Annotated in this window: 22 protein-coding genes and 1 pseudogene; 14 read left to right on the forward strand and 9 right to left on the reverse strand. The window is 63.5% G+C overall.

Annotated elements, in window-relative coordinates:
- Positions 1-35: 35 nt before the first annotated feature.
- From I6H87_RS28930 to I6H87_RS28960, 7 genes are read left to right on the forward strand one after another with little or no spacing between them, the layout of a single operon-like run.
- A complete protein-coding gene (locus I6H87_RS28930; protein WP_013953596.1) occupies positions 36-965 on the forward strand; it encodes a branched-chain amino acid ABC transporter permease in 930 nt (309 codons plus the stop codon).
- Entirely contained in the window at positions 952-2,163 is a 1,212-nt protein-coding gene (locus I6H87_RS28935) for a branched-chain amino acid ABC transporter permease (protein ID WP_010812748.1), read from the forward strand. The genes I6H87_RS28930 and I6H87_RS28935 overlap by 14 nt, the downstream gene beginning before the upstream one ends.
- Entirely contained in the window at positions 2,160-2,942 is a 783-nt protein-coding gene (locus tag I6H87_RS28940; RefSeq protein WP_011617591.1) for an ABC transporter ATP-binding protein, read from the forward strand. Before I6H87_RS28935 ends, I6H87_RS28940 begins: the two co-directional genes overlap by 4 nt.
- On the forward strand, positions 2,939-3,652 hold the full coding sequence (locus I6H87_RS28945; RefSeq protein ID WP_010812746.1) for an ABC transporter ATP-binding protein: 714 nt from the start codon (positions 2,939-2,941) through the stop codon (positions 3,650-3,652). Before I6H87_RS28940 ends, I6H87_RS28945 begins: the two co-directional genes overlap by 4 nt.
- A 15-nt stretch (positions 3,653-3,667) precedes the next feature.
- Entirely contained in the window at positions 3,668-4,972 is a 1,305-nt protein-coding gene (locus I6H87_RS28950; protein WP_010812745.1) for an amidase, read from the forward strand.
- 15 nt (positions 4,973-4,987) lie between these two features.
- Positions 4,988-6,304 carry a M20 family metallo-hydrolase gene (locus I6H87_RS28955; RefSeq protein ID WP_011617592.1) on the forward strand — a complete coding sequence of 439 codons (1,317 nt, stop codon included), beginning with the start codon at positions 4,988-4,990 and terminating at the stop codon, positions 6,302-6,304.
- Positions 6,305-6,361: 57 nt separating this feature from the next.
- Positions 6,362-6,952 (forward strand): helix-turn-helix domain-containing protein, encoded by a 591-nt coding sequence (locus tag I6H87_RS28960; protein ID WP_010812743.1) that lies wholly within the window; start codon positions 6,362-6,364, stop codon positions 6,950-6,952.
- Between the two features lie 83 nt (positions 6,953-7,035).
- On the opposite strand, the gene I6H87_RS28965 is transcribed toward I6H87_RS28960, so the two are convergent.
- From I6H87_RS28965 to I6H87_RS28975, 3 genes are all read right to left on the reverse strand, one after another.
- On the reverse strand, positions 7,036-7,347 hold the full coding sequence (locus tag I6H87_RS28965; RefSeq protein WP_011617593.1) for a hypothetical protein: 312 nt from the start codon (positions 7,345-7,347) through the stop codon (positions 7,036-7,038).
- Positions 7,348-7,519: 172 nt separating this feature from the next.
- Positions 7,520-7,981 carry a transposase gene (locus I6H87_RS34540; RefSeq protein ID WP_010812741.1) on the reverse strand — a complete coding sequence of 154 codons (462 nt, stop codon included), beginning with the start codon at positions 7,979-7,981 and terminating at the stop codon, positions 7,520-7,522.
- Between the two features lie 540 nt (positions 7,982-8,521).
- Positions 8,522-8,725: a hypothetical protein gene (locus tag I6H87_RS28975; RefSeq protein ID WP_010812739.1), complete on the reverse strand. Its 204-nt coding sequence runs from the start codon at positions 8,723-8,725 to the stop codon at positions 8,522-8,524.
- 143 nt (positions 8,726-8,868) lie between these two features.
- Between I6H87_RS28975 and I6H87_RS28980 the strand changes: the two genes are divergently transcribed.
- Positions 8,869-9,177: an EthD family reductase gene (locus I6H87_RS28980; RefSeq protein WP_010812738.1), complete on the forward strand. Its 309-nt coding sequence runs from the start codon at positions 8,869-8,871 to the stop codon at positions 9,175-9,177.
- Positions 9,178-9,251: 74 nt separating this feature from the next.
- Here I6H87_RS28980 and phaP4 read toward each other — a convergent pair whose 3' ends face one another.
- Entirely contained in the window at positions 9,252-9,821 is a 570-nt protein-coding gene (gene phaP4 / locus I6H87_RS28985) for a TIGR01841 family phasin PhaP4 (RefSeq protein WP_011617595.1), read from the reverse strand.
- 1,020 nt (positions 9,822-10,841) lie between these two features.
- On the opposite strand from phaP4, the gene I6H87_RS28990 reads away from it, so the two are divergent.
- The 3 genes from I6H87_RS28990 to I6H87_RS29000 all read left to right on the forward strand — a co-directional run bounded on the left by I6H87_RS28990 (position 10,842) and on the right by I6H87_RS29000 (position 12,386).
- Entirely contained in the window at positions 10,842-11,216 is a 375-nt protein-coding gene (locus I6H87_RS28990; RefSeq protein WP_010812735.1) for a hypothetical protein, read from the forward strand.
- Between the two features lie 250 nt (positions 11,217-11,466).
- On the forward strand, positions 11,467-11,670 hold the full coding sequence (locus I6H87_RS28995; protein ID WP_010812734.1) for a cold-shock protein: 204 nt from the start codon (positions 11,467-11,469) through the stop codon (positions 11,668-11,670).
- A 275-nt stretch (positions 11,671-11,945) separates the two neighbouring features.
- Positions 11,946-12,386, forward strand: coding sequence for a YMGG-like glycine zipper-containing protein (locus tag I6H87_RS29000; RefSeq protein ID WP_010812733.1), 441 nt, complete (start codon positions 11,946-11,948; stop codon positions 12,384-12,386).
- Positions 12,387-12,498: 112 nt separating this feature from the next.
- Here the strand turns inward: I6H87_RS29000 and I6H87_RS29005 are convergent, their stop codons facing one another.
- The 3 genes from I6H87_RS29005 to I6H87_RS29015 form a co-directional block, all read right to left on the reverse strand.
- Positions 12,499-14,709, reverse strand: a complete 2,211-nt coding sequence (locus tag I6H87_RS29005) for a penicillin-binding protein 1A (RefSeq protein WP_011617597.1) — start codon at positions 14,707-14,709, stop codon at positions 12,499-12,501.
- An 864-nt stretch (positions 14,710-15,573) separates the two neighbouring features.
- Positions 15,574-15,912, reverse strand: coding sequence for a hypothetical protein (locus I6H87_RS29010; RefSeq protein WP_011617600.1), 339 nt, complete (start codon positions 15,910-15,912; stop codon positions 15,574-15,576).
- A 167-nt stretch (positions 15,913-16,079) separates the two neighbouring features.
- Positions 16,080-17,027, reverse strand: coding sequence for a pseudouridine-5'-phosphate glycosidase (locus tag I6H87_RS29015; RefSeq protein WP_041688181.1), 948 nt, complete (start codon positions 17,025-17,027; stop codon positions 16,080-16,082).
- Between the two features lie 262 nt (positions 17,028-17,289).
- Between I6H87_RS29015 and I6H87_RS29020 the strand changes: the two genes are divergently transcribed.
- Positions 17,290-18,057 carry a ParA family protein gene (locus I6H87_RS29020; RefSeq protein WP_010812729.1) on the forward strand — a complete coding sequence of 256 codons (768 nt, stop codon included), beginning with the start codon at positions 17,290-17,292 and terminating at the stop codon, positions 18,055-18,057.
- Positions 18,058-18,258: 201 nt separating this feature from the next.
- Here the strand turns inward: I6H87_RS29020 and I6H87_RS29025 are convergent.
- Positions 18,259-19,131, reverse strand: a pseudogene (locus tag I6H87_RS29025) (adenosine deaminase family protein); the annotation flags it as partial.
- On the opposite strand from I6H87_RS29025, the gene I6H87_RS29030 reads away from it, so the two are divergent.
- A complete protein-coding gene (locus I6H87_RS29030; protein WP_136227876.1) occupies positions 19,106-19,438 on the forward strand; it encodes a type 2 periplasmic-binding domain-containing protein in 333 nt (110 codons plus the stop codon). The pseudogene I6H87_RS29025 and the gene I6H87_RS29030 sit on opposite strands and share 26 nt — an antisense overlap.
- A gap of 342 nt (positions 19,439-19,780) precedes the next feature.
- Complete coding sequence (locus I6H87_RS29035; RefSeq protein ID WP_136227877.1) at positions 19,781-21,181, forward strand: hypothetical protein; 1,401 nt, start codon at positions 19,781-19,783, stop codon at positions 21,179-21,181.
- Between the two features lie 121 nt (positions 21,182-21,302).
- Here I6H87_RS29035 and I6H87_RS29040 read toward each other — a convergent pair whose 3' ends face one another.
- The gene (locus I6H87_RS29040) at positions 21,303-22,418 is read right to left on the reverse strand and encodes a hypothetical protein (RefSeq protein WP_136227878.1); all 1,116 of its coding nucleotides are present in this window, start codon (positions 22,416-22,418) and stop codon (positions 21,303-21,305) included.
- Positions 22,419-22,634: the final 216 nt, after the last annotated feature.

The raw sequence follows: 22,634 nt of genomic DNA on the forward strand, positions 1-22,634 counted from the left end.
CGCCCGCCTGGGCATCCGGAATTCGGGGGATACCGATGAGTGTATTAGGGCAGTACGTCTTTAACGGGCTGATGCTCGGGATGATCTACGCAATGGTGGCGGTAGGCTTCACGCTGTTCTTCGGCGTGCTCGACGTGATCAAGTTTTCTCATGGCGATGTGCTGATGGTGGGTGCGTTTGCCGGGCTGGCGGCATCAGCCGGCGTGGTGGCGATGCATGTGGATTCCCCGTGGCTGCAGCTGCTGGCCATCGTGGTGTGCGCGGTGACGGTGACCGGCCTGCTGGGCGCCGGCATCGCCCGCGTCCTGATCCTGCCGCTGCGCCGTGCGCCGCCGCTGAACACATTGCTGGCCACGCTGATGCTGGGCACGGTGCTGCGTGAGGCGGTCCGGCTGTTCTACCCGGACGGCTCGAACCCGAAGCCATTTCCCGCGCTGCTGCCCGCTGGCGAGTTCACCATCGGCGCGCTCTCCATCCGCGCGGACAACCTGATCCTGCTGGCCGCCGGCGTGGCCATCATCCTCGGCGTGCATCTGCTGATCACCCGCACGCGCTTTGGCATGGCCATTCGTGCCGTGGCCCAGGATGGCGAAACGGCCCGGCTGATGGGCATCAACTTCGAGGTGGTGGTACTGGTCACGTTTGCGCTGGGGTCCGCCATGGCGGCACTGGCGGGCGTGATGAACGGCCTCTACTACAACGAGATCAACTTCAACGTCGGGCTGCTGTTGGGGGTGATCGGCTTTGCCGCTGCCATCCTTGGCGGGCTAGGCAATATCTACGGCGCCATCCTCGGCGGCTTCCTGTTTGCGGCGCTGCAGGTACTGGGCAGTGCCATGCTGCCGGCCCTGGTGCCCGACATCCCGAGCGCCTACAAGGACGTATTCGCCTTTGCCGTGGTCATCGTGCTGATGGCCTGGAAGCCGACCGGACTCATCGCGGAGAAAGCCAGTGAACGTGTCTGACAACGTCTCGAAGCCGCTGCCGGCGGCCTCCGCCGCCACGGCCGAGGGCCCGCAGCGGCGCCCGGCCATGGTGCTGGCCATCTCGGCCATCGCCCTGGTGGCCTATCTCTACTTCTTCCTGCATGCGGAATCGCAACTGGCGGTAGCCGTGCTGCTGGCGCTGGCCGGGGCCGCGGTGTTCGCGGCGGGCCGGCTGGGCCTGACGCAGGCCGTGGAGCAGGCAGCATCGCGGCGGCCAGGGCAGTCCAGGCTATGGACGCTGGCCGGCACGCTGGCGCTGGTCGCGCTGTTCCACGAGAGCCATTTCGTCCTGCTGATGCTGTGTGCCGTGCTGCTTTACACCACCGCCTGCCTGGGGCTGACAGTCCAGTTCGGGTTTTCCGGCGTGTCCAATTTCGCGGGCGCGGCGTTCTTTGGCATCGGCGCCTACACCACGGCCGTGCTGGCCACGCACACGGGCATTCCTCACGTGCTGGTGATCGTGCTGTCTGGCCTGGCAGCGGCCGTGATCGGCTCGGTGCTGGTTGCGCCCGTGCTGCGCACGCGCGGCCACTATGCGGCGCTGGTGACCATCGCGTTCGGCATCCTGTTCAAGACCTTCCTTGAGGTCAACGACGTGCTGGGCGGGCCGCAGGGCCTGCAGGTGCCCGGGATGACGCTGTTCGGCTTCGCGTTCAATGAGAGCGTGACACTGTTCGGCGTGGACGTGTCGTTCTACGCCAGCTATGCGCTGCTGAGCCTGCTGATCTGTGCGGGCACGTTTGCCGTGGTCAAGGCGCTGGAGCGCTCGTGGGTAGGCCTGGCGATGGACGTGGTGCGCACCGACGAGACCGCCGCCGCCGCGTTCGGCCTGCACATCGCCCGGTGGAAGGTGATTGCGTTCATGCTCGGCAACTTCTTTGCCGGCATCGCCGGCAGTGTCTACGGCATGGTCACTGCGTTCGTGGCGCCCAACAACTTCACCTTCGCCGACTCGCTGCTGATGCTGTCGATCGTGATCCTGGGCGGCCTCGGCAACGTGGTGGGCCTGGTGCCGGCGGCCATTATCGTGCTGGTGCTGCCCGAAAAGCTGCAGTTCATCCAGGAATACCGCTTCCTGTTCTACGCGGCGCTGGTGATCGCCATCCTGCTGTTCCGCCCGGACGGCCTGATGCCGCGCAAGACCCGCCTGTTCTTTCCCCGGGAGGATGCGCAATGAGCGACGCAATGATCCAGGTGCGCGACCTGACCATGCGCTTTGGCGGCCTGACCGCGCTGGACAACCTCCAGCTCGAGATCCGCCGTGGCGAGATCCTGGGCCTGCTGGGCCCCAACGGCTCCGGCAAGACCACGTTCTTCAACGTGCTGACGGGGCTGTACAAGGCAAGCGCCGGAACCATTACCTATGACGGCAACAACGTCATCGGCAAGACGCCACAGCAGATCTACCGCAGCGGCGTGGCGCGGACGTTCCAGCGTTCGCGCTTGTCGCTGCCGCTGACGGTGTTCGACAACATCGTGATCGGCGATTACCAGAACATGCGTCACGGGCTGGTCTTCAACCTGTTCCGGCGCAAGGCGTTCCGCGCCGAGTACGAACGCTACGTGGAGTCGGTGCGCGAGCTGCTGGGCATCTTCAGCCCGCCACTGGTGGCGCGGCTGTTCGAGCCGGTGGAAACGTTCACGATGATCGACCGCCGCCGCATCGAGGTGTGCCGGGCCCTGATGAGCCGCCCTCGCCTGCTGCTGCTCGACGAGCCTTCGGCGGGCATGACGCATGACGAGACCCATGAACTGATGGACGACATCCTGCAGGTGCGCGGCAAGCTGCAGGACCTGTCGGTGGTGCTGATCGAGCACGAAATGAACGTGATCGAGCGCATCACCGACCGCTGCATCGTGCTGAACTACGGCAAGAAGATTGCCGAGGGAACCTACGCCGAGATTACCGCCGATCCCGACGTGCAGACCGCCTATCTGGGGGAGGAAGCCGCATGAGCGACAGCACACTGCGCGTGGAAGGGCTGACCACGGGCTACGACAGGGTCAACGTCCTGCACGATGTCTCGATCGAGGTGCCGCCGGGCAAGATCACATGCATCCTTGGCGCCAACGGCGCCGGCAAGAGCACGCTGATCCGTTCGATCCTGGGCCTGACACCGCCGCGCCAGGGACGCATCCTGTGGGACGGCACGGACATCGCGGGCGAGAAGACCCACAACATCATCGCACGCGGCATCTCCTGCATTCCCGAAGGCCGCAAGGTGTTCCCGCGCATGACGGTGGCCGAAAACCTTGCGCTGGGCGCATTCCTTGAGGCGGACCCGGCCAGGGTGCGCGAGCGCATCGAGCGCGTGTACACGATCTTCCCCCGGCTGCGCGAGCGCGCGGGCCAGCTCGCCGGCACCATGTCCGGCGGCGAACAGGCGATGGTGTCGATCGGGCGCGGACTGATGGCGCAGCCGCGGCTGCTGGTCATCGACGAGCCGTCGCTGGGCCTGTCGCCGCTCTATGTGAAGGAAAACTTCAAGGTCATCCAGCAGATCAACGAACTGGGCATGACGGTGCTGCTGGTGGAACAGAACGCGCGCCAGACGCTGGCCATCTCACACCAGGGCTATGTGCTGACCCAGGGCCGTGTCGTGGCCCAGGGCACCGCGCAGGCGCTGCGCGAGAACGATGAGGTTCGCGCAGCCTATTTCGGCTGATCCGGAGAACATGCGATGGACGACTTCCTCGATCTTCCGGTCCGCACGCTGGCGGCGATGGTGTCGCGGCGCGAACTGAGCGCCGAAGCGGTGGTCCGTGCGGCACTGGCCCGCATTGCGGCGCAAGACGCAGGCATTCTGGCCTGGCAGCACGTGGGTGGCGACACCGCCGTGGCGCAGGCGCGGCGGCTGGATGCCGGCGGCGCGTCAGGCGCGTTGCCGGGCGTCCCGCTTGGCGCCAAGGACCTGATGGATACAGCCGACATGCCGACCACTTATGGTTCGCCGATATACGCCGGACATCGGCCGGGCGTGGATGCGGCGGCGGTGGCACTGGCCCGATCGGCGGGCGCGGTCGTGGTCGGCAAGACCGTCACCACCGAATTCGCCACGTTTCAGCCGGGGCCGACCCGCAACCCGCGCGCGCCGGCGGACAGGCCCCGCACCCCCGGCGGCTCGTCGAGCGGATCGGCCGCCGCCGTCGCCGCAGGCATGGTGCCGCTGGCCTTCGGCACACAGACCGCGGGATCGATTGTGCGGCCGGCCGCCTATTGCGGCGTGGTGGGCTACAAGCCCACGCATGGCACACTGCCGCTGGCCGGTATCAAGCCGCTGGCACCAAGCCTGGATACGGTGGGCGTGCTGGCCCGCCGCGTGGACGACGCGGCCTTCTTCATCGGCACCCTGGCGCGCGATGCCGCGCTAGCGGACGCGTCGACGCTACGCCACGCGCCGCTGCGCATCGGCATTTGCCGCACGCCGCATTGGGAACGTGCTGGTGCCGATACACAAGCCGCACTGGACACCGCGATCCGTGCGCTCGAACGCATCGGTGGCACGGTGCGCGACTTCAACCTGCCGCAGGCTTGCCACGGGCTGACTGAAGCCCAACTGGACATCATGGCATTCGAGGCACTCGCCGCATTCGCGCCGGAAGCACGCGAGCACGCAGAAGACTTCAGCGCGGCTTTCGCGCGCCAGCTCGAAGCGGGCCGCGCCGTCACCGGCCAGCGCTTCCATGTCGCGCTGGCATACGCGGAAGCGGCCCGCACGGCGTTCAACACGGCGATGGCAGGATTCGACGTCGTGCTGGCCCCGAGCGCCGAAGGCGAAGCGCCTGCTGGCCTTGGCGCCACCGGCGATCCGATTTTCTGCCGCATGTGGTCGCTGCTGGGCACCCCATGCGTCCATGTGCCGACGGGCACCGGCGCCACCGGCATGCCGGTTGGCGTGACCGTGACGGGGCCGCGCCATGCCGATGCCCGCGTGCTCGGCATGGCTCATCGCCTTGAGCAGGCGCTTGGCGCCAGCCTTGCCTGATATCTGGAGACCAAATTGACCGTATCGAACCCGCCCCCCCTCGCCAACGCACAAGCCATTGCCGAACGCGCACAGGATCATGTGGGCGCCGGGCGCCTGGCCGCATCGCTGGCAGCCCTGGCCAGCTTTGGCCTGCGCCACGACGGCGGCGTTTCCCGCGAAACACTGACCGCGACCGACCTGGCCGCCCGGCGCCACCTGATCGACCAGGCACGCGCGCTGGGCTGCACCGTCGGCATCGACGATTGCGGCAACCTGTTCTTCCGCCGCCCCGGCCGCGAAGACCTGCCGCCGGTGCTGACCGGCAGCCACGCCGATACCCAGCCGGTGGGCGGCAAGTACGACGGCGCGTACGGCGTGCTGGCCGGCCTGGAAGTGATTGCCGCGCTCAACGCGGCCGGCATCGAGACCTTGCGCCCCATCGAGGTCGTGTCCTGGACCAACGAGGAAGGCAGCCGCTTCGGTCCCGGCGCGATGGGGTCGAGCGCTTTCGTCGAACCCGCCCGGCTGGCAGGCTATCGCGACGTGGCTGACGCCGCCGGCATTCGCTTCGGCGAGGCGCTCGATGCCGCGCTCGCGGAAAGCCACGATGTCACCAGAGTGCCGATGGCGCGGCCCATGGCGGCATGCGTCGAACTGCACATCGAACAGGGGCCGGTGCTGGAAGGCGCAAATGTGCCGCTGGGCGTGGTCACCGGCATCCAGGCGGTGCGCTGGTTCCGCGTGGAATGCACGGGTACGATGGCCCATGCCGGCACCACGCCGATGGCGGTACGATGCGATGCGATGGCCGCGGCCGTGGCCATCGCGCAAGACCTGTACGCGCTGGCGCCGCGCCATGCGGCCACCCCCGGCACTCCTGAACTGCGCCTGACGCTGGGCCGCTGGAGCGTGGCGCCGAACTCGGTCAACACCATTCCCGGCCACGTCACGTTCACGGTCGATATGCGCTGCCTGGACGACGCCGCGCTTGACCGCGCCGAAGCGGCACTGCGCGCGGTGTGCGTCAGGCACGCACATGCGCCCGAAGCGGTCACGGTCACGCGCTTCTTCCATCGCGAGCCGACGCATTTCCCCGAGGCCATGCTGGGCACCATCGAGCGCGCCTGCGCGCGTGCCAGCCGCAACGCCGGCCGCGCGCTGCCGGTGCGGCTGACCTCCGGCGCGTTCCACGACGCCATGTACCTGGCCGACCATTGCCCCACGGCGATGATCTTCGTGCCAAGCAAAGGGGGCATCAGCCACAATGCCGCCGAAGATACGGAAGGCGCCGATCTGTTCCTTGGAGCCCAGGCACTGGCTTACACTGTCGCCGAACTGGCCAGCCGCTGAACGCATTGACGTACGGCGCCTGGTGGCCGACCCAAGTCCAACCAATTCCGAGCCTGCATGGCAAAGACCGAGCAACCCACACCTGAAGCGGCCGACAGCAAGTCGGCCACCCTGACGCTTGGCGTCAAGCTGCGCCACGCCCGGCTGGTGGCCGGCTACACGCTGCTGCAGCTCGCCGGAAAGGCGGGTTGCTCGGAAAGCCTGATTTCAAAGATTGAGCGCGGGCTGGCAACCCCGTCGTTTACCACGCTGCACCGGCTGGCCGTGGCGCTGGACACCAATATCGGCGCGCTGACCAGCGACGAGGAGCCAAACCAGTCACCGATCCTGCGGCATGGTGAACGCCCGGTGATCCGGGCCGGCGGCGTGGCGCTCGAACGCGTGGTGCTGCCCAAGCGTGGCGGCCTGCTGCAGGCCAACATCCACATCGTCTGGCCCGGCGAGGCCAGCGACGGGCAGATCGAGCACCAGGGCGAGGAAGTTGGCTACGTGCTCGAAGGGCAGCTCGAACTGATGCTCGGCGACGACGTCTACCTGATCGGCCCGGGCGATGCTTTCACGTTCTCCAGCCAGGTGCCGCATGGCTACCGCAATGTGGGCGACGTGGTGGCCAGGGTGCTGTGGGTGAATTCGCCCGCCACCTTCTGAGACGGGAGCGGGCTTGCGCAGGGAAGCCCGTGGCTCGGGTCAGGCCCGCACGAAGGCAGACTTGGCTCAGAGCCCCGACGGCTTCAATCGTCATCGTGCCAGCGGTGCCACTCGCGATGGCGCCGCCTCCACTCGCGTTCCCTCCACCGCTGCTCGCGCCACTGTTGTTCACGCCATGCGCGTGCCTGCCAATCGTCGTAGTAATCAGGCGCCACTACCACCGGGCGCGGAGCAACGTAGACAGGGGCCGGTTCGTAGTACACCGGGGGCGGAGGCGCTGCAACCACGACACCTGGAATACCGATGCCAATTCCGACGTCTACCCTTGCCTGGGCGGCGCCAGACGCAAGCATGGATGCGACTGCGATTGCACAAACTGCCAGGATCTTCTGCATGATGCTGTTCCGTCGAATGTTGCCAATACCTTATGGCGTTCTCGCCCTGTTTGGTATGTGCAGAACCTAAAGCTGGTTACCTCGTGTAACGGCGGCAGGTTGTGACAGTTGACCACGGCGCTTGAGAGTCTTGTAAGGCTTTGTATCCACTGCGAAGTCAGAGGCTGTCGCATCAATCCTTGTTACGGTCTCTGCCGCGACCGTTGCCACCGTCGGCGTCACGATTCCGCCCACGGTCATCACCGCGGTTACCGCCACGGTCATTGCCCCGGTCCCCGCCATGCTCTCCGCGCCGGTCCCGGCCGCGATTCTCTGCTCGCTCATCGCCCCGGTTCCATCCACGCTTCTCGCCGCGGTTTTCGCCTTGGTCTCCACCACGGTTCCAGCCGCGGTTATCACGGCCGCTCCAGTCACGGCCCCTGTTTCGCTGCTCGTCCCGGTCCCAGCCTCGATCCCAGTCACCGCCCCACTTTCGGTTGCCGCCGTAGTACCTTCCGCCGTCCCAATCGGAGTAACCGCCGCCGTAAATCGGACGCGAGTATCCGCCGTGGTAGTAGCCGTCATCATAGGGAGCGACGGCGCAGCCGGTGAGAAGTGCTGCCGTGACCACGGTGAGCACAAATAGGGGTTTCATGGTGACCTGCGCTTGCAGTTGGCGAATTTGCCGCAAGGATACCGACGGGCACCTCCCCCGGTTGTAAGAAATCGTGTCCCGAGCGCGAAGTCGCCGATGACGGCAGCACCGATCGTCAACGTGCCTGAGATGGCGAGCCAGTCGGTGCAGGGATCGAAACGATTTGGGGTAGCCGCATGGGGCTACAAGCCGGTCTTAGTGTTCTCGACGCATGCTTTTGCGTAAGCGATTGCTTCGGTCATTGCCTCGCCCTCGCTATTGAACGAGGCTTTGATCTTGTGCCGCAAGCCTGGGACAAACTCGTTTGCGTGATCGATTCTTCGCTCGAACAATACCGATGCCTCCCAGGTCCCGGACTTAGACTTCCAGACCGTGCAGTGGCAGTAGTACTCCCCTTCTTCGACCCAGACATGGCTCGACATGGCGACCTCCCAGCGTTTCGAGGCATCCTAGCATGACGAAAGAACGCACCATCCGGCATCAACTGCGGCGGCGCATAGGTGCCAATCCGTGGGTCTGGGTGGGCGATTTCAGAGGGGTTCAGCCGTGATCATCTACCCACGCTTTCGCCCAGGCAATGCCGGCTGCCGCGGCACGCTCAAACGAGGGGTAGTACCCCAAGGGATCCGATCCTTCTTCGATGCGGCCGTCCTTCTCAACTGCACCGGATGCCTCGAAGGATCCGTCGCCAAGCTGCTTTGCAAAGCCGCGGACGATGTAGCCCTGGTAGCTTTCGATTGTCATGACGACCTCCGACTTAGATAGGAAAATCGTAGCATGAAGAAACTGGTCAACCCGACCCTCTGACAGAAATGGGGTTCACCCGCCATAGGGACGATACACTTGCAAGCTCGGGCTATATCAAACTCACGCTTGGAGGAACCACGATGGCAAAGCTAGTGGTGCTATACAAGAAGCCTGCGGACACGGCGGCGTTTGATTCATATTACTTCTCGACCCATGTTCCGATCGCCAAGAAGATCGCCGGCCTGCGACGCTACGAGGTCAGCAGCGGCCCGGTTGCAAGCCCGGCCGGCGATTCGCCGTTTCACCTGGTTGCGGTGCTGAGCTTCGATTCGCTGGCGGCGCTCCAGCAGGCAATGGCTTCGCCTGAGGGCGCCGCAGCAGCAGCTGACCTGGCCAATTTTGCCCAGGCCGGGGTTGACATGCTCATCTTCGACACGAAGGAAGTTTAGGCCGGCGGCGGTGCAAAGCACATGGCCGCCCCCAGCGCTCCGCCTCTTCTGGCCTCCCAAGAGCCAAAGCCGACTTAATTTGCAGCTGCCTTTGAGGCCTGTGCTGCGCGACGTTGCATGCCTTTCGAGGCCACCTGCGCAGCAGTATTGAAGCTGCTCTCGGCCGCTTGCACGGCCTGTTTTGCCGTCGTTTGCATCGACTCATAGAGCGTAGTGGTCGCGCTGACGGCCTCCTGCCAGGCAGCCAATGGCGCCGCCGCCGCGCCGCTGGGCGTTTGGCTCACCACGCTTCCAAGGAAGTCGTGCAGACCCTGCTTGCCTGCCGTGTACTGGACCTCGGCGACCTTCTCGAACTCCGCCCGGGTGGCGGCGAGGATGTCGTACAGTTGACGACGATATGCCAGTACATTGTCGGCCGCGGGTTGAAATAACGCGATTTGCAATTCGACCAATTCTTGCGGGTCCTTGGCTGAGAGCGCTTTCCTTGCGCCTTCTCGTGAATCAGCCAGCGCCGTCTTCATCGCTTGCAGATTCAGCTCCAGCAGTTTTTCGAAGCCTTCAAAGGCCTTGCCGGTCAGCCCGGTCAGGGCTTCAATGCCTGCCATCTGGACCTTAATGAATTGCTCGGGGGACCACTGAGTCATCTTGCGTCTCCTAAGTGCGACCCGCCACCTGAGCTATCCGATGAGAGCTCCGACGGGACCGGAATCGAGTGGAAAACAATTGCTGCATCGTGACCCTGGCAGGCCACGCCGATCAGACGAAAGCGCGCCAACGCCGGCAGTCGCTTCCAGCTAAAGCAATACGCTCATAAGGAGGCCTGGCGAGCCTGACCCTCGCTTGCGCGAACTCGCCCGAGGGCTTTCAGAAAAGCGTAGCCCTGGATTGTCACCTGAGGGCGGCTGTGGTTTGGCCCAAGGCGCTCAAGCGTAACCAGTTTATACGCGAGCAGCGCGTCCATATCCGCGCGGTCCAGCCCCGTTGGGTCGGAGCTGCCGCTTACCAGCACAAGCGTGGCGAATTCATGATGACTCAGCACAGTCGTCTCCCAAGCTGTAGGTTTACTTTTGCTACGGGACTTCACTACTGTCCGTGACAGCCGGCCTGGTTTGCACAGGCCGCTTGTTTCGTCTCGGACGCGAGGTTCTGGCTGGCGGGTGCTTGTTTTCGCACCCGGAACGTTCATCTTAGTTGCTCGCCACCTTGTGTTCAATGTGATTGCAAGCATGTTTGCCGTAATCCCCGGTATTTTCTCCTTTACCAAAACGTGCGCAGGGGCAGATCAACGAATATCGCAACATGACATACATTCAGGTTCGGGAGCACCATTCGCCGACCGACCGGACGGCTTGCATTAGCGCAACTCGCCGAGGTCCGCTACCGATATGTCGCTGCTGGGGAAAGGCATGGAGCTTCAGGCCGAATGAGGACCGCTCTGCGTCAAAAAAAACGCGTCGCCGGAGTGGTGACGCGGGTGGTAGTAGCAGGACTTCAGGGCGATTCTATATTGACTTAGATTTTTCTTACGTCAGAATTAAGCAAGACCTTGACTCTCCAGATCTGAAGCCAAGGGGCAAGGTGAGCAGGGCAACGCTGAGTTGAATTCAGTAGCACATTGAATCAGACCGGCAACCCCGCGCGGGATGGTGTGAGTGGAGGCAGAAATGACAACGGCTCGGGCTGGAACCAAAGGGGAAGCCATCAGGCTCCTGGAGGCAGAGGGGGTCGCGCTGGTCGAGCTCGACTATGAGTCAGGTTGGCAAGATGCTATTGAGCTCGGGCGCCTTGGTAATAAGGTAGGGATACGGGTGGAGTACCGCGGACACGAAAGCATTGCCGTGAAGTCCCTCGCGGCGCTCATTGCTGGCCTCAGCCGGCCGAAGGTGTCCTTCCGGCAACGGAACCTGTACTGCCAGTTTGCATTGGACCAGCTGGCAGCCAACGAGTTGGTTGCCTTGGAGACAAAGGCCATGAAGGCTGGCGACTACATCCTGGCCGGGCACCTGCTGCGGGACGTCGATGCCGTTTGGACTGAGTGAGCCTGGATCGAGGGGATTTTCCTCGGATTCGGCGATCGGAAATTTGCGCACTCAGCCCGTATCGCGACTCGCCCGCCTCATCATCAGCGCTCTGATCCAGAGGTTAACCCGCAGATGCTGCCCGCCCTCCTCTTCGGTATGCTAGGGGTTCGGCGCGCCGTAACGCATCCAACCATATTTTGGCGACGGGGCGATTCTGGGGCGGGACTTCTCAGCACGCAACCTGTGTGCACCAAATGTCGAGGACGAGATGGCGACTGGCATCGTGAAGTGGTTTAACAGTGAAAAGGGCTATGGGTTCATCACGCCGGATGATGGTGGCAAGGACTTGTTTGCCCACCACAGCGAAATCCAAGGCACCGGGTTCAAATCGCTGGAGGAAGGTGCGAGAGTGGAATTCGAAGTCACGCAAGGTCAGAAGGGCCCACAAGCGTCAAAGATTCGCCCGCTATAGTCGACCTGCCCACCTGACGGCCTGAATTGACAAAGCCCTCCACGAATTGCGAAGGGCTTTTCTGTTTTGCGGCTGGTGCCAGCCGCATCCGGGGGGTCGCTATTTCCTGCGCCAATATCGACTGACAACAGCATTCCGGGCTCAGCGCGACAGACCTCGGGCTCATGGCGACGGAGGTAGTCGACCACCGTTGCGAGTTCCAAACGGAGCCGCTTGCCGCCCCGTGTAAACTCCTGCATCGGCGGATCGCCAACCATCCCCTATTGAGGAAGAACATGACTCGACAATCACTTCGTACGCTGTGCCTGACCCTGCTGCTGACCGCTGCCACCACACCGGTGCTGGCCGATGACCTGAAGAACGCCGTGGGCGGCGGTCTGGGTGGTGCCGCGGGCGCCGCCGTCGGTGGCGCACTGGGCGGCAGCACGGGTGCCGTGGTCGGCGGTGCCGTGGGCGGCGGTGCGGGCGGCGCGGTGACTGCCAACAAGAAGGAACGAACCGGCGCCATCGTGGGTGGCGCGCTGGGCGGTGGCGCCGGCGCGGCGGCCGGCAATGCCTTGGGCGGCCGAACCGGCGGCATCGTCGGTGCCGCGGCCGGTGGTGCAGCGGGTTCGGCGCTGGGCGGCAATGTGTCGCGCAACAACTATGCCGATGACCACAAGAACGGCAATCGCGGCAAGCACAAGGGCCACAAGAAGCATCGTCACGACGACTGAGTGAGGCGACGCGCGATGGCGCCCGTCACTTGGGCATCCATCCCATCGCGCTCTTAACCGCATCGCGCGGCGGCACCTGCGAAAGCGAATGTCGCGTCCGCCAGCGACGACATCAGAATTTCCAGAACAGGAATTGCCGATGCTGTCGCGCATGGGGCTTGCGAGGAGCCCGGGTCTCAGGACTGAACCGCGCATCCGGGTCGATCACTCGTGCGCGCAGCGCCATGTCGTAGAACGCGCCCACCATCGGCAGCGCGCTATGCGCGCCCTGGCCCCAGTCGTTACCGAGCGTCACACGTCCATCGTCAAAACCCACCCACGCGCCCGCGACCAGTTGCGGATGCATCAGGATGAACCAGCCATCCGCGTTGTCCTGCGTGGTGCCCGTCTTGCCGGCCACGTCGGCGCGAATCCCGAAGCGCGTGCGGATGCCTGCGCCGGTGCCGCGGATAATGACGTCGCGCATCACATCGACGAGCGTTTGCGCGGCGGCGGCGGACAGTGCCTGTTCCGGCGATGCGCTCGCAAATTCGGCGAGCACCTTGCCGTCGTGATCCTCGATCCGGGTAACCATGCGCGGTTCGACATAGGCACCGCGGTTCGCGATCGTGCTGTACGCCGATACCATTTCCTTGAGCGTGACCGGGCTCGTGCCGAGCGCGAGCGACGGCACCGCTGCGAGGGGACTGTCGCGCACGCCCATCGCGCGCGCGAGCCGTGCGACCTTCTCGGGGCTTTCCTTTTGCATGAGCTGAGCGGTGACGCGGTTGCGCGAATACACTAGCGCGTCGCGCAGCGTCATCGGCCGGTCGGTGGGCGGCGCCGCATCGGTAGGCCGCCAGATCGCCTGGCCGGCCAGTGGAATGGCGACGTTCCGGTCTACGATCGTATCGCCTGGCCGCGCGCCGTCCGCGAACGCCGCCCCGTAGACGAATGGCTTGAAGGTAGAACCCGGCTGGCGCCGGGCCTGCTGCACGTGATCGAATGGTGCATCACCGAAATCGCGACTACCCACCCATGCCTTGATATCGCCGTTGCGCGGATCGATCGCGACAAAACCCGCCTGGACCTGAGTCTTGCTCCGGCAGAGTGCGCGGACAAACGTGCGATTCATGCCGAGCTTCCTGAGCGCGACCTGATCCGATTGACCAGCATCGCGTGCTGCACGATAGTCAGGCGTTTGCCGGATGAATGTCCGGAACAGGTCGTTGCCTGGCCAACAGCCAGTGCGTTCGTTCCATGCCCCGTTCGCGATCCATTGCAACTGGCTCGCCTGCCAGTCCATCGCCTGCACCGCCATCGTCTGCAGACGGTAATCTATGGTTGTGCGCACGACAAGCCCGTCGGCATAGATGTTGTAGCCGTTGCGCTCGGCCCATGTGATCAGCCACTTGCGCAGTTGCGCGGAAAAATGCGGCGCTGCGCTTCGTGGCGCGGTCTGCAACCCGAAATTGACGTTGAGCGGTTGCCGCCTCAGCCAGGTGTAAGCGTCGGGCTTGAGCTTCCCGTACTTGTTCATCTGCCCTAGCACAGTGTTTCGCCGCTCCAATGCGCGCTCGGGATTCAGCACTGGGTTGTAGGTGCTGTTGGCCTTCAGCATGCCGACGAGTGTCGCGCTCTCGAGGATATCGAGCTGATGCGCCGATTTGCCGAAATACGTGCGTGCGGCCATTTCCACGCCGTAGGCGTTGTACAGGAACGGCACATTGTTCAGGTATGTCTCAAGGATCTGGTCCTTGCTGTACACGGCTTCGATCTTGAGCGCCGTGATCGCTTCCCTGAGCTTGCGTGCGAGGGTCGGCGCGCGGCCGATTTCGTCGGGATACAGGTTGCGCGCAAGCTGCTGCGTGATCGTCGAGCCACCCTGCCGGTCGCCGGAGAACGTATGCAGCGCAGCCGACGCGGTACGCAGCCAGTCGATCCCGTGATGCTCATAAAAGCGGCGATCTTCGGTGGCGATCAATGCAGCGACCATGTACGGCGAGATCTGCCCGAGCGATACCCACTCGCGATTGACCGGTTTGAATTCGTCGATCACTCTGCCGTCGGCCGATACGATCAGCGCTGGGCGGTCGATGCGGGCTTTGCGGATGTCGCCGATGCCCGGCGTAAACGGCACGAGCGCCAGCACGTACAGCAGAAACAGCGCCGGCACCGCGGCGAGCGTCAGCATGATGCCGCGTCGCGTCGGGTGGCCAAGGCGGCGCAGCGCGCCGGGAAAGACGCGCCTGGCTATCGTGATGCCGGCAGCGGCCAGCGATTGGATGCGGATGAGCCACCGTACGCAATACTCACGAAAAAACAATATACAGCGGCGATTCACGGTGGCGGGACGCTTTGCGGAAAGAGCGGCATCGTACCAAAGCGGAAGGAAGCATCTGTTGGCAACACGGGGCTGCGGGGGCGGCATTAACAAACGATTACATTTGTTTCGTACGGCGCACGTTCGCTGCCTGTGCCTCTGGCTTTGCGGTCATTTTTGCGATCAATGCCGGCCGGCGGCGTATTGCATGCGAGCGCGCGTCGGCGATCCGAACTCCTGCGCTCGGTCCAACATCTTGTCGGACAGAGGCGGATAGCACTGCGACAGCGTTATCCCTAAGATTGGCTCGCTCGATCTGGCATCTTCGTGGGAGGCGCAAGGCATGCAGGACATTCTGATTCTCACCGGCGGAGGACTATTGCTCGCCGCGATCCTTTTCCCCGGGCTCCGGCGCCGGCCAAGAAAGTGAACGACGCGGAGTCGCGACTGCAATTACCAAGCCCGTCAGAGCCGGCGACTAAAGGGGCATGCCTATCGGCGAACCTGCCCTACCTGGCCGAGCGGACCCATACCCTGCGCCAACGCCAGCAGGCCGCCAGGCGCGCTGCTCTGCTGCCAGACGGAGAGGTTGCTCAGGCCCCCAGCCATCGCCACATACCGTTGCGGGTGAGAGCACTCGCCGACGCGCTCGCTGAACGGCGCGGACATGGGAAGGCGAATCCGCGTTGAACCCATGGATCGGGTCCGGAAGCCTCACGGCAACACCCAGAAGGATCCGGAGGATTTCGCGCTGGCGCTTTGCCCGAGCCATGCCCGCGTCCCCGACGTCCGAGCGTTCTGAAGGGCAGACAGCCGGTCGTGATCTGGCTCGTCAGGGTCCGCTTCCGGAAAGCGGACATCCATTGAATTGACCTCTGACGCGATTCAGCGGCCCATGCGGCGGTTGTAGCTGCGCGAAATTCGCGCCATCAACGCTGGATCGTGTGCAGCCATGCCGTCGAATTCCACCCGCACGTAGCCGTCTGCCTGCTGGTGCACACCGGCCATCACCGTCGTGGTATCCAGACTGCCGACGACCACGCCATTGACCGGGTCCTCGACGCTGATCGCCAGGCCCTGGTCGCGCATGGCCCCGGCTGCTGCGGTGAAGGTGCGATCGAAGCTGGCCGGCCCCATGACTGTAAAGGCGCCTGTTCCGGCCGGTTCCAATGTACATGCCGAAAGCGCCAGCATGGCGCCGCTGACTATTAGTGAGAGTCGCATGATGATGACTCCTTCCGCTAGCCCCGGATCGAAAATGTACGCGTTGCGACTTCAGGCGAGTTTTCCACTCGCTGATCGCTAAGACACAAGATTAGGCGACGTTGGCGCATAGACCCAGCTTGCCAGGTGCGCGCCCGCACCCTGCGGATGCCGGCCTGCTCACATGACTAGGCTGCGCCCGCCCCGCGCCCCGCGCGTGCCAATGCCAGCGCAAGCCTTGCTCCCACCTCGGCGTTGTGTTTCACAAGCGCGATGTTTGTCGCCAGGCTGCGTCCGCTCGTCAGCGCCTTGATGCGAGCCAGCAGGAAAGGCGTCACGGCCTTGCCGGTGATTCCCTGCGCCCTGGCCTCGGCAAGCGCCTGCCGAGTCAGCGCGTCGATCTCCCCGGACGTCATCGCTGCCGCTTGCGGCACCGGTGTGCTCAACACCACGCCGCCCGCCAGGCCCAAGTCCCACTTGGTGCGGATGAAGCGTGCCTGCTCCGCCGCGTCGTCCAGCCTGAAGTCAGCACGAAAGCCGCTGTCGCGCGTGTAGAACGCAGCAACATTGTCTTGCTCACAACTGAGCACCGGCACACCGTGTGTTTCCAGGTATTCCAGCGTGAGCCCGATGTCCAGGATGGACTTCGCCCCGGCACAGACCACCGCCACCGAGGTCCTGGCCAGTTCCTGCAGGTCAGCCGAGATGTCGAAGGTTTCCTGCGCACCGCGGTGCACGCCGCCAATCCCGCCGGTGACGAAGACCTCAATGCCCGCCAGCGCGGCACATATCATCGTGCCGGCCACGGTCGTGGCGCCGAGCCCGCCGCCGGCCAGCACGGCTGGCAGGTCGCGGCGGCTCACCTTGTGTGCCCGCTCCGAGCGCCCCAGCAGCTCCAGCTCGTCGTTCGAAAGCCCGATGCGGATTCGCCCGCCAATCAGCGCGATCGTCGCGGGCTCGGCTCCCAGGTCGCGGATCAGGGCCTCCACTTCACGCGCCGTGCGAACGTTCTCCGGGTAGGGCATGCCGTGGGCGATGATAGTGGATTCGAGCGCCACGAGCGGGCGGCCGGCAGCCTGTGCAGCGGCCACAGGCGCGCTGAAGGTCAACCAGGAACGGGCAAGGTCGGCAACCATGTCGATGCATTCGGTGGCGTGAGCCGCATAGTGTGCAGCACAAGGCTGGTCCATGAGATGCAAGCGCGGGACCACCTCAAGGCGCCAATGGTACCGCGAGCAGGAATCGGACGGCTGACTCTGGCACCCACTGAATCGCCTGCCCGCGGGTGCCACCTCATCACGGCCTGGAATATCGTTGTCATAGCCGGGCGGGGTGCTGCCGGGAACCTCACGCTGAGGTATGCTGCCGCTTTCGGATCGATTCTCTCCAGAGGGGCAAATGCGGCGCGTCGTGTTCAATCAGAAGGGTGGGGTCGGAAAATCGACCATTGTGTGCAATCTCGCGGCGATCAGCGCCAGCGAGGGCTTGCGCACCCTGGTCATTGACCTGGATGCACAAGGCAACTCCACCCAGTACCTGCTTGGCGCGCGGGCCGCGGAGGCAAGTCCGACCGCGGCGAATTTCTTCGAGACCTCCCTGACCTACAACTTCAGGCCGGTGGAATTTACGTCCTTTGTCCACCCGACGCCGTTCGAGAACCTCGATGTGATGCCGGCGCATCCTGACCTGGATTCCCTCCACGGCAAGCTCGAATCCCGCTACAAGATCTACAAGCTACGCGACGCCCTGCTCGAGCTGGAGGCAGTCTATGACGCCATTTACATCGACACGCCACCGGCCCTGAATTTTTATACCCGCTCCGCACTGATCGCCGTGGAGCGCTGCCTGATCCCGTTCGATTGCGATGACTTCTCGCGCCGTGCCCTCTACACGCTGCTCGATAACGTGAAGGAAATCCAACAGGACCACAACGACGGGCTGCAGGTCGAGGGGATCGTGATCAACCAGTTCCAGCCGCGAGCCAGCTTGCCGCAGAAGCTGGTCGACGAACTGGTAAGCGAGGGCCTGCCAGTACTTGAATCGCGGCTATCTGCATCGGTGAAGATCCGCGAATCGCATCAGCATGCCACCCCCATGATCCATCTGGATCCGCGCCACAAGCTGGCGCAGGAATATGTGGCGTTGCACCGCGAGCTGGCTGGTTGAGGAATCGCCAAGGCGCGCTGAGATCGATTTCCCCACGCAATGACACTGCCGGGCGTCAGCTTCCTCGCGGCCGGTCAGAACCGATGCCGCATCCCCGTGGTAACCACCACCTGATCGCGCCCGGCGGAAGTCGGGTAGCCGAAAATCGCCGCCGTAGTCGCTTCGCCCATAGCACGCTGGTAGCGCCCGGTCAGGAAGATGTCAGTACGCCTGGACAGGAACTGGTCCACGAACAGCGGAACGGAAACGGACCAGGCTGCAGCCTCGGGCAGCCGGGGCCGCGAACAGCCTGGCGCGCAGCGCATCGAACTCGGCGCACTGTTGCCCCCGCCACGCACGGCGCGTGCTGTCGTCGATCCACGCGGCGTCCAGCCCGTTAAGCATGAACTCGCGCAGGTCGTCCAGGCCAAAGCCGAAATCGCGCACCATCATCCCCCGGGCCTGGCTGGCGGTGACGTGGTGCAGCACGGGGTCGTCGGTGTTGGGGTGCACACGCAAGCCCATGCCCGGCATATGGCGGATCGGGTGATCGAGCGCCCAGCGCTCGCGCGGCAGCGTGCGCAGGTAGTAGGAATTGGTCGGCACCACCGTGAAGACGATGCCGCGGTCCGCGCAACGCTGCGCGAACTCGGGGTTGTCAATGGCGGTGTAGCCATGGTCGATGCGATCCACTTGCAGCAGGTCCAGCGCGGTGGCCACATTGGTCCAGGGCGTGCCGAACTCGCCGGCGTGGGCAGTGGTCTTCAGCCCGGCGGCGCGGGCCTTGCGATAGGCCTCGGCGAACAGCTCGGGCGGCCGGTCATTCTCTCGATAGTCGATGCCGATGCCGATCACCTCGTCGCGGCGGTCGGCGATGACCCAGTCGACCATCTCGACCGCCTCGGCGGGATCGGCTTCGCGGTCGATCGACGGCACCAGCCGCCCCACGATGCCAAACCCTGCCTCGGCATCGACGATCGCGCGCACGATGGCTTCCATGGCGGCGCGGTACGGAATGCCGGACTGTCTGACGGTGCCGGTGGGGTTCCAGAAGAACTCGCTGTAGCGGATGCCTTCGGCCGCCGCGTCCTGCAGGTTGCAGTACAGCGAATCGCTCTACAGCCTGGTGTGCGCGGGGCTCGCGGTCGGTCTGCTGTCCCGGCTATACGCCCAGGGCATCAACGATGTGGCGCTGCGTGCCGTGCCCCCTGGGCAGCCCCAGCTTCAAGCGCCGCGTGGCGTTGATGATGCGCAAGGAACCGGCGCCCAGGATGCCGGCGGCCGCCGGCTGCTTCCGCTTCCTGTCCGGCGCGATCCGCTGCTGAGCGGCGCCCGTGCCGTCGCCAGGCCTGAAAAGATCAAGGTGTCAGATCCCCCTTCTTGGGGGGATTTGCGGTATTGAACTCTTGCGGTAGCCTTCAGCAACTCCCTCCGGGGACCAAATGCATCGCGCACTCTCGCGCAACGCGTCACGCACGAACAGTTTCACCGATTGCGTCGTAGTACTCGCGGCGTGGTTGCCTTGTCAGGAATATTCCTGCCCGTCCAGCCCCAGAGCATGTGAAAAACACGACGGAAGCCATCCAATGAACTGCCCGCGTGGCTGACTTATGTCGCTTAGGTGCAGTCGGCCAGGTAGTTGGCGGGCGGACAGTTCTCTCCGCCGCCCTAAACATCCCGGCATCCTATTCAACTCCGACGGTTCGTCCATGGAACAATGGCTATGAGGAAATGCTTTAGGGGTGTGCTTTTCGCGACGGTGTTGCCATCACTCGGCGGATGCATCACGGCTGGCGACTTCAACAAGAAGATCGCAGACACAGGCACGACGGTAGTCATTGGCTCGCCTGTCAGCGCTTGTGCACGTGCGAAAGCTGAATACGCCCTGTCCCCAACGACTATGCCGCCGGCCGCAGTGAATGCCAGCTTGTCGGGCAACCAGCGCAATCGCACTGATCTGCAACTCGGGCTGAGTATGCTGGCGTCCGCCACTTCCGGAAGCGCTGTGCCGGCATCAGCTGCAGCATACGATGATCATGTCACGGGCTTTTCACAAGGGCTGTTCGCACGACTCGGGATTGATCCGAGCGGCATCGAGGTCAATCTCGACGCTCTTGCGCCTGATGCAGTGGATCGCGCCAATCAGGTACTGACTTCGACGCTGTTTCGAGACCTGGCGCCAGCGGACCCTGCGGTTACCTCGTCGAAATTTGGCGGCGGCGAAATTACCATCAGCCGCCGTGAATGGACCGGGATGATTCAGGACGTATCGTTCGCCACCAGCGGCGAAGGGTGGGTCGGTGCGGCAGCGCAAGCGTTGGGCCACTACGCGAAGACCTATGGACTCAACCAGATAACAACTACTACGCAGGCGCAAGATGCCGCTCAGGTGACACTGCGGCTCCTCGTGGCGCGCTATGTGTCGGATTACTTCCGGAATGGAAAAATCGTCACACTCGATTTTGACTACCCCGACCTGAAGTCCAAGCTCCTTGACAAGCTCAAGAAGTCGATCAAGGACGAGACGGTCTTGACGGCTGCGGATGCCCAGATCGACCAGCTTGCCAAGGACCTCGGACAGCGGCTGTGCCAGGAGGAAGGTAAGGTCACCTCCTGCCGGATCCTGGGCGTACTGGGCGAGCAGACGTTTGTGAGTCGTGCGGGCAAGAGCTATGGATTTCCAGGTCTGGCCGCCACGGTCGATCTGGCGGGGGACAAAAAGGTTTCAACAAACAAGATCGACCCCAATGCGGTGGTTTCTGACTTGGTGCGTGTCCTGTTCGAGGCGACGGGTGACGACCGCATCCGCGTCCCTGGGGCAAAAAATTCTTCCCTGTGCAGGGCCTCCGCTTCCATGTGTGCAGGCAAGGACAACACTGACAAGCTCAAGCAAGTGGACAATATCGGCGACCGCGCCGAGGCTGGCACGTTTGCAGCCGTTGGCATTGCGATTCGAGGTGGCTGGCTGTTCTCGATCAACAATGAGGCGCTAGCCACTTCCATACAAACAGCAGTTGCCGTCGGCGTACGCAAAACCGCCGAAGGCGTGATGTGGTCGCGGCTCCAGAATTGTCCCGCCAATTTGGCCGCATTGGCATCCGTCGACGCGTCACCACGCACGGTCACATTGCGCCTGACGGAGTGATGCCGCACGCGGCAAGCAGGAAGGGAGGACTCCTTGCCTCCCCGCAGTTGCGGGTCGAGTCTAACCCGCAGCCGAAAACCAAGCTAACGATGGATAGCCGCCTGCGTAAGCCTGAGAGCCGTCACTGCCCATCACGCAAATGAATGATTTCAACGCTCGACGGGCATTCGGACGATGTCAGGCCTGCAAATCGAATGATGCAGGTAGCTGCGTCGGGGTCTCCCTCAACGTATTTGTCCAGAGCATGACCGATTTTATTGGGAAATCTGACAGGGATGAGGCGGAGCCGCGCGAAATGCTCCTCCATCCGAGCTCGGACGAAATGTTCGGATGTACCTAGACTTGTGTCACCCCAAAAAGTGTCATGAAAGACAAAGAGCTTTGAGAGTGCCAGGTCCCAAGGATTTACTGTGAAAGCCAGATCAACGGGGTGATTTCCCCACTTGTCATAGATGGCTTGGCCAACATGTCCGCTCCCCACTGCCGGCGCAAAGGCTGCGATCTTAATGCTACGAATATTGGGGTTGTCCAGCGGACGGACACGATTCTCCGGATCGTTTCCGAAATTGCGCTCATAAACAGGGTCGGCCACTGCTGAGAGGGCCACAGCCGTACCTCGCGAGTGCACAAGAAAGCGGAGATCGACAGGCTTCGAAAGCCGATTCAAGATGGGCCGCAAACCCCTCTGGCCAGCGTAGTTGGAGCTCAGAAGCGCATCCGGCCAGAAGGTAAGTCGCGTTTGCTCCGTCATGATCTCCGGGTTGCGCGTTCGAAGTCCGTCCCAGTAGACCTCAAGAATAACCGCCGGCTTTTCACTTCCAAGCAGATTACGGGAACCGCTGTACAGCCGTTGCGCGGATTCGAAGTCCTCATTGAAGCCATGCACCAGCACCAGGAGCGTGTCGCCAGCGGCAAGCTTCGAATTGAGCGCTGCAACAACGGCATCTTCCGCTTCCCGCCGTTGCTCTGGACCGTACAGTCGCCGACCGTGATCGCCATGTTCAAGAATGTCGCTCAGTGCAAAGCGAGAATTCACGCCCGGCGCCCGTTGCGGCCAGGGAATGCTGGAAGCGTCTCGGGGATAAACATCCCCAAGCTGGTCGAAAGCCACCCTCACGAGATTGCTGGAAGGCGCTGGCTCACCAGCCAACACATAGTCGCCGGGAGGCCGCACGTGCATGCCTCCGCATGCAGCGAGCAGCAGGCAACTGCAAATCGCCGTTATGAGCCTCTTCATAGAACTCTCCTTCCTCTTGATTTTTAGGGTTTTTTACACCAGCGCCCACGCGATAAAGGAAGCCGACCAGGCGACCGCCAGGGCAGAAGGAAGCCTGCGCGATGCTATCAAAAAGAACGCAGGATGTGCTGGGCACGCAATCCGCAGTCGCATCAATGAAGTCAGCAACAAAGGAATGGCGGGCTGCTGTCCATGCAGGGGACGCATAGGGGTCAT

The sequence above is a fragment of the Cupriavidus necator genome (assembly GCF_016127575.1).
GTDB lineage: Bacteria > Pseudomonadota > Gammaproteobacteria > Burkholderiales > Burkholderiaceae > Cupriavidus > Cupriavidus necator_D.

Excerpts from the sequence above, each read along its gene's own strand:
- I6H87_RS28930 (WP_013953596.1), top strand. The coding sequence starts at position 36 with ATGAGTGTATTAGGGCAGTACGTCTTTAACGGGCTGATGCTCGGGATG.
- I6H87_RS28940 (WP_011617591.1), top strand. The coding sequence starts at position 2,160 with ATGAGCGACGCAATGATCCAGGTGCGCGACCTGACCATGCGCTTTGGC.
- I6H87_RS28945 (WP_010812746.1), top strand. The coding sequence starts at position 2,939 with ATGAGCGACAGCACACTGCGCGTGGAAGGGCTGACCACGGGCTACGAC.
- I6H87_RS28950 (WP_010812745.1), top strand. The coding sequence starts at position 3,668 with ATGGACGACTTCCTCGATCTTCCGGTCCGCACGCTGGCGGCGATGGTG.
- I6H87_RS28960 (WP_010812743.1), top strand. The coding sequence starts at position 6,362 with ATGGCAAAGACCGAGCAACCCACACCTGAAGCGGCCGACAGCAAGTCG.
- I6H87_RS28965 (WP_011617593.1), bottom strand. The coding sequence starts at position 7,347 with ATGCAGAAGATCCTGGCAGTTTGTGCAATCGCAGTCGCATCCATGCTT.
- I6H87_RS34540 (WP_010812741.1), bottom strand. The coding sequence starts at position 7,981 with ATGAAACCCCTATTTGTGCTCACCGTGGTCACGGCAGCACTTCTCACC.
- I6H87_RS28975 (WP_010812739.1), bottom strand. The coding sequence starts at position 8,725 with ATGACAATCGAAAGCTACCAGGGCTACATCGTCCGCGGCTTTGCAAAG.
- I6H87_RS28980 (WP_010812738.1), top strand. The coding sequence starts at position 8,869 with ATGGCAAAGCTAGTGGTGCTATACAAGAAGCCTGCGGACACGGCGGCG.
- phaP4 (WP_011617595.1), bottom strand. The coding sequence starts at position 9,821 with ATGACTCAGTGGTCCCCCGAGCAATTCATTAAGGTCCAGATGGCAGGC.
- I6H87_RS28990 (WP_010812735.1), top strand. The coding sequence starts at position 10,842 with ATGACAACGGCTCGGGCTGGAACCAAAGGGGAAGCCATCAGGCTCCTG.
- I6H87_RS28995 (WP_010812734.1), top strand. The coding sequence starts at position 11,467 with ATGGCGACTGGCATCGTGAAGTGGTTTAACAGTGAAAAGGGCTATGGG.
- I6H87_RS29000 (WP_010812733.1), top strand. The coding sequence starts at position 11,946 with ATGACTCGACAATCACTTCGTACGCTGTGCCTGACCCTGCTGCTGACC.
- I6H87_RS29010 (WP_011617600.1), bottom strand. The coding sequence starts at position 15,912 with ATGCGACTCTCACTAATAGTCAGCGGCGCCATGCTGGCGCTTTCGGCA.
- I6H87_RS29015 (WP_041688181.1), bottom strand. The coding sequence starts at position 17,027 with ATGGTTGCCGACCTTGCCCGTTCCTGGTTGACCTTCAGCGCGCCTGTG.
- I6H87_RS29020 (WP_010812729.1), top strand. The coding sequence starts at position 17,290 with ATGCGGCGCGTCGTGTTCAATCAGAAGGGTGGGGTCGGAAAATCGACC.
- I6H87_RS29030 (WP_136227876.1), top strand. The coding sequence starts at position 19,106 with ATGCCTTCGGCCGCCGCGTCCTGCAGGTTGCAGTACAGCGAATCGCTC.
- I6H87_RS29040 (WP_136227878.1), bottom strand. The coding sequence starts at position 22,418 with ATGAAGAGGCTCATAACGGCGATTTGCAGTTGCCTGCTGCTCGCTGCA.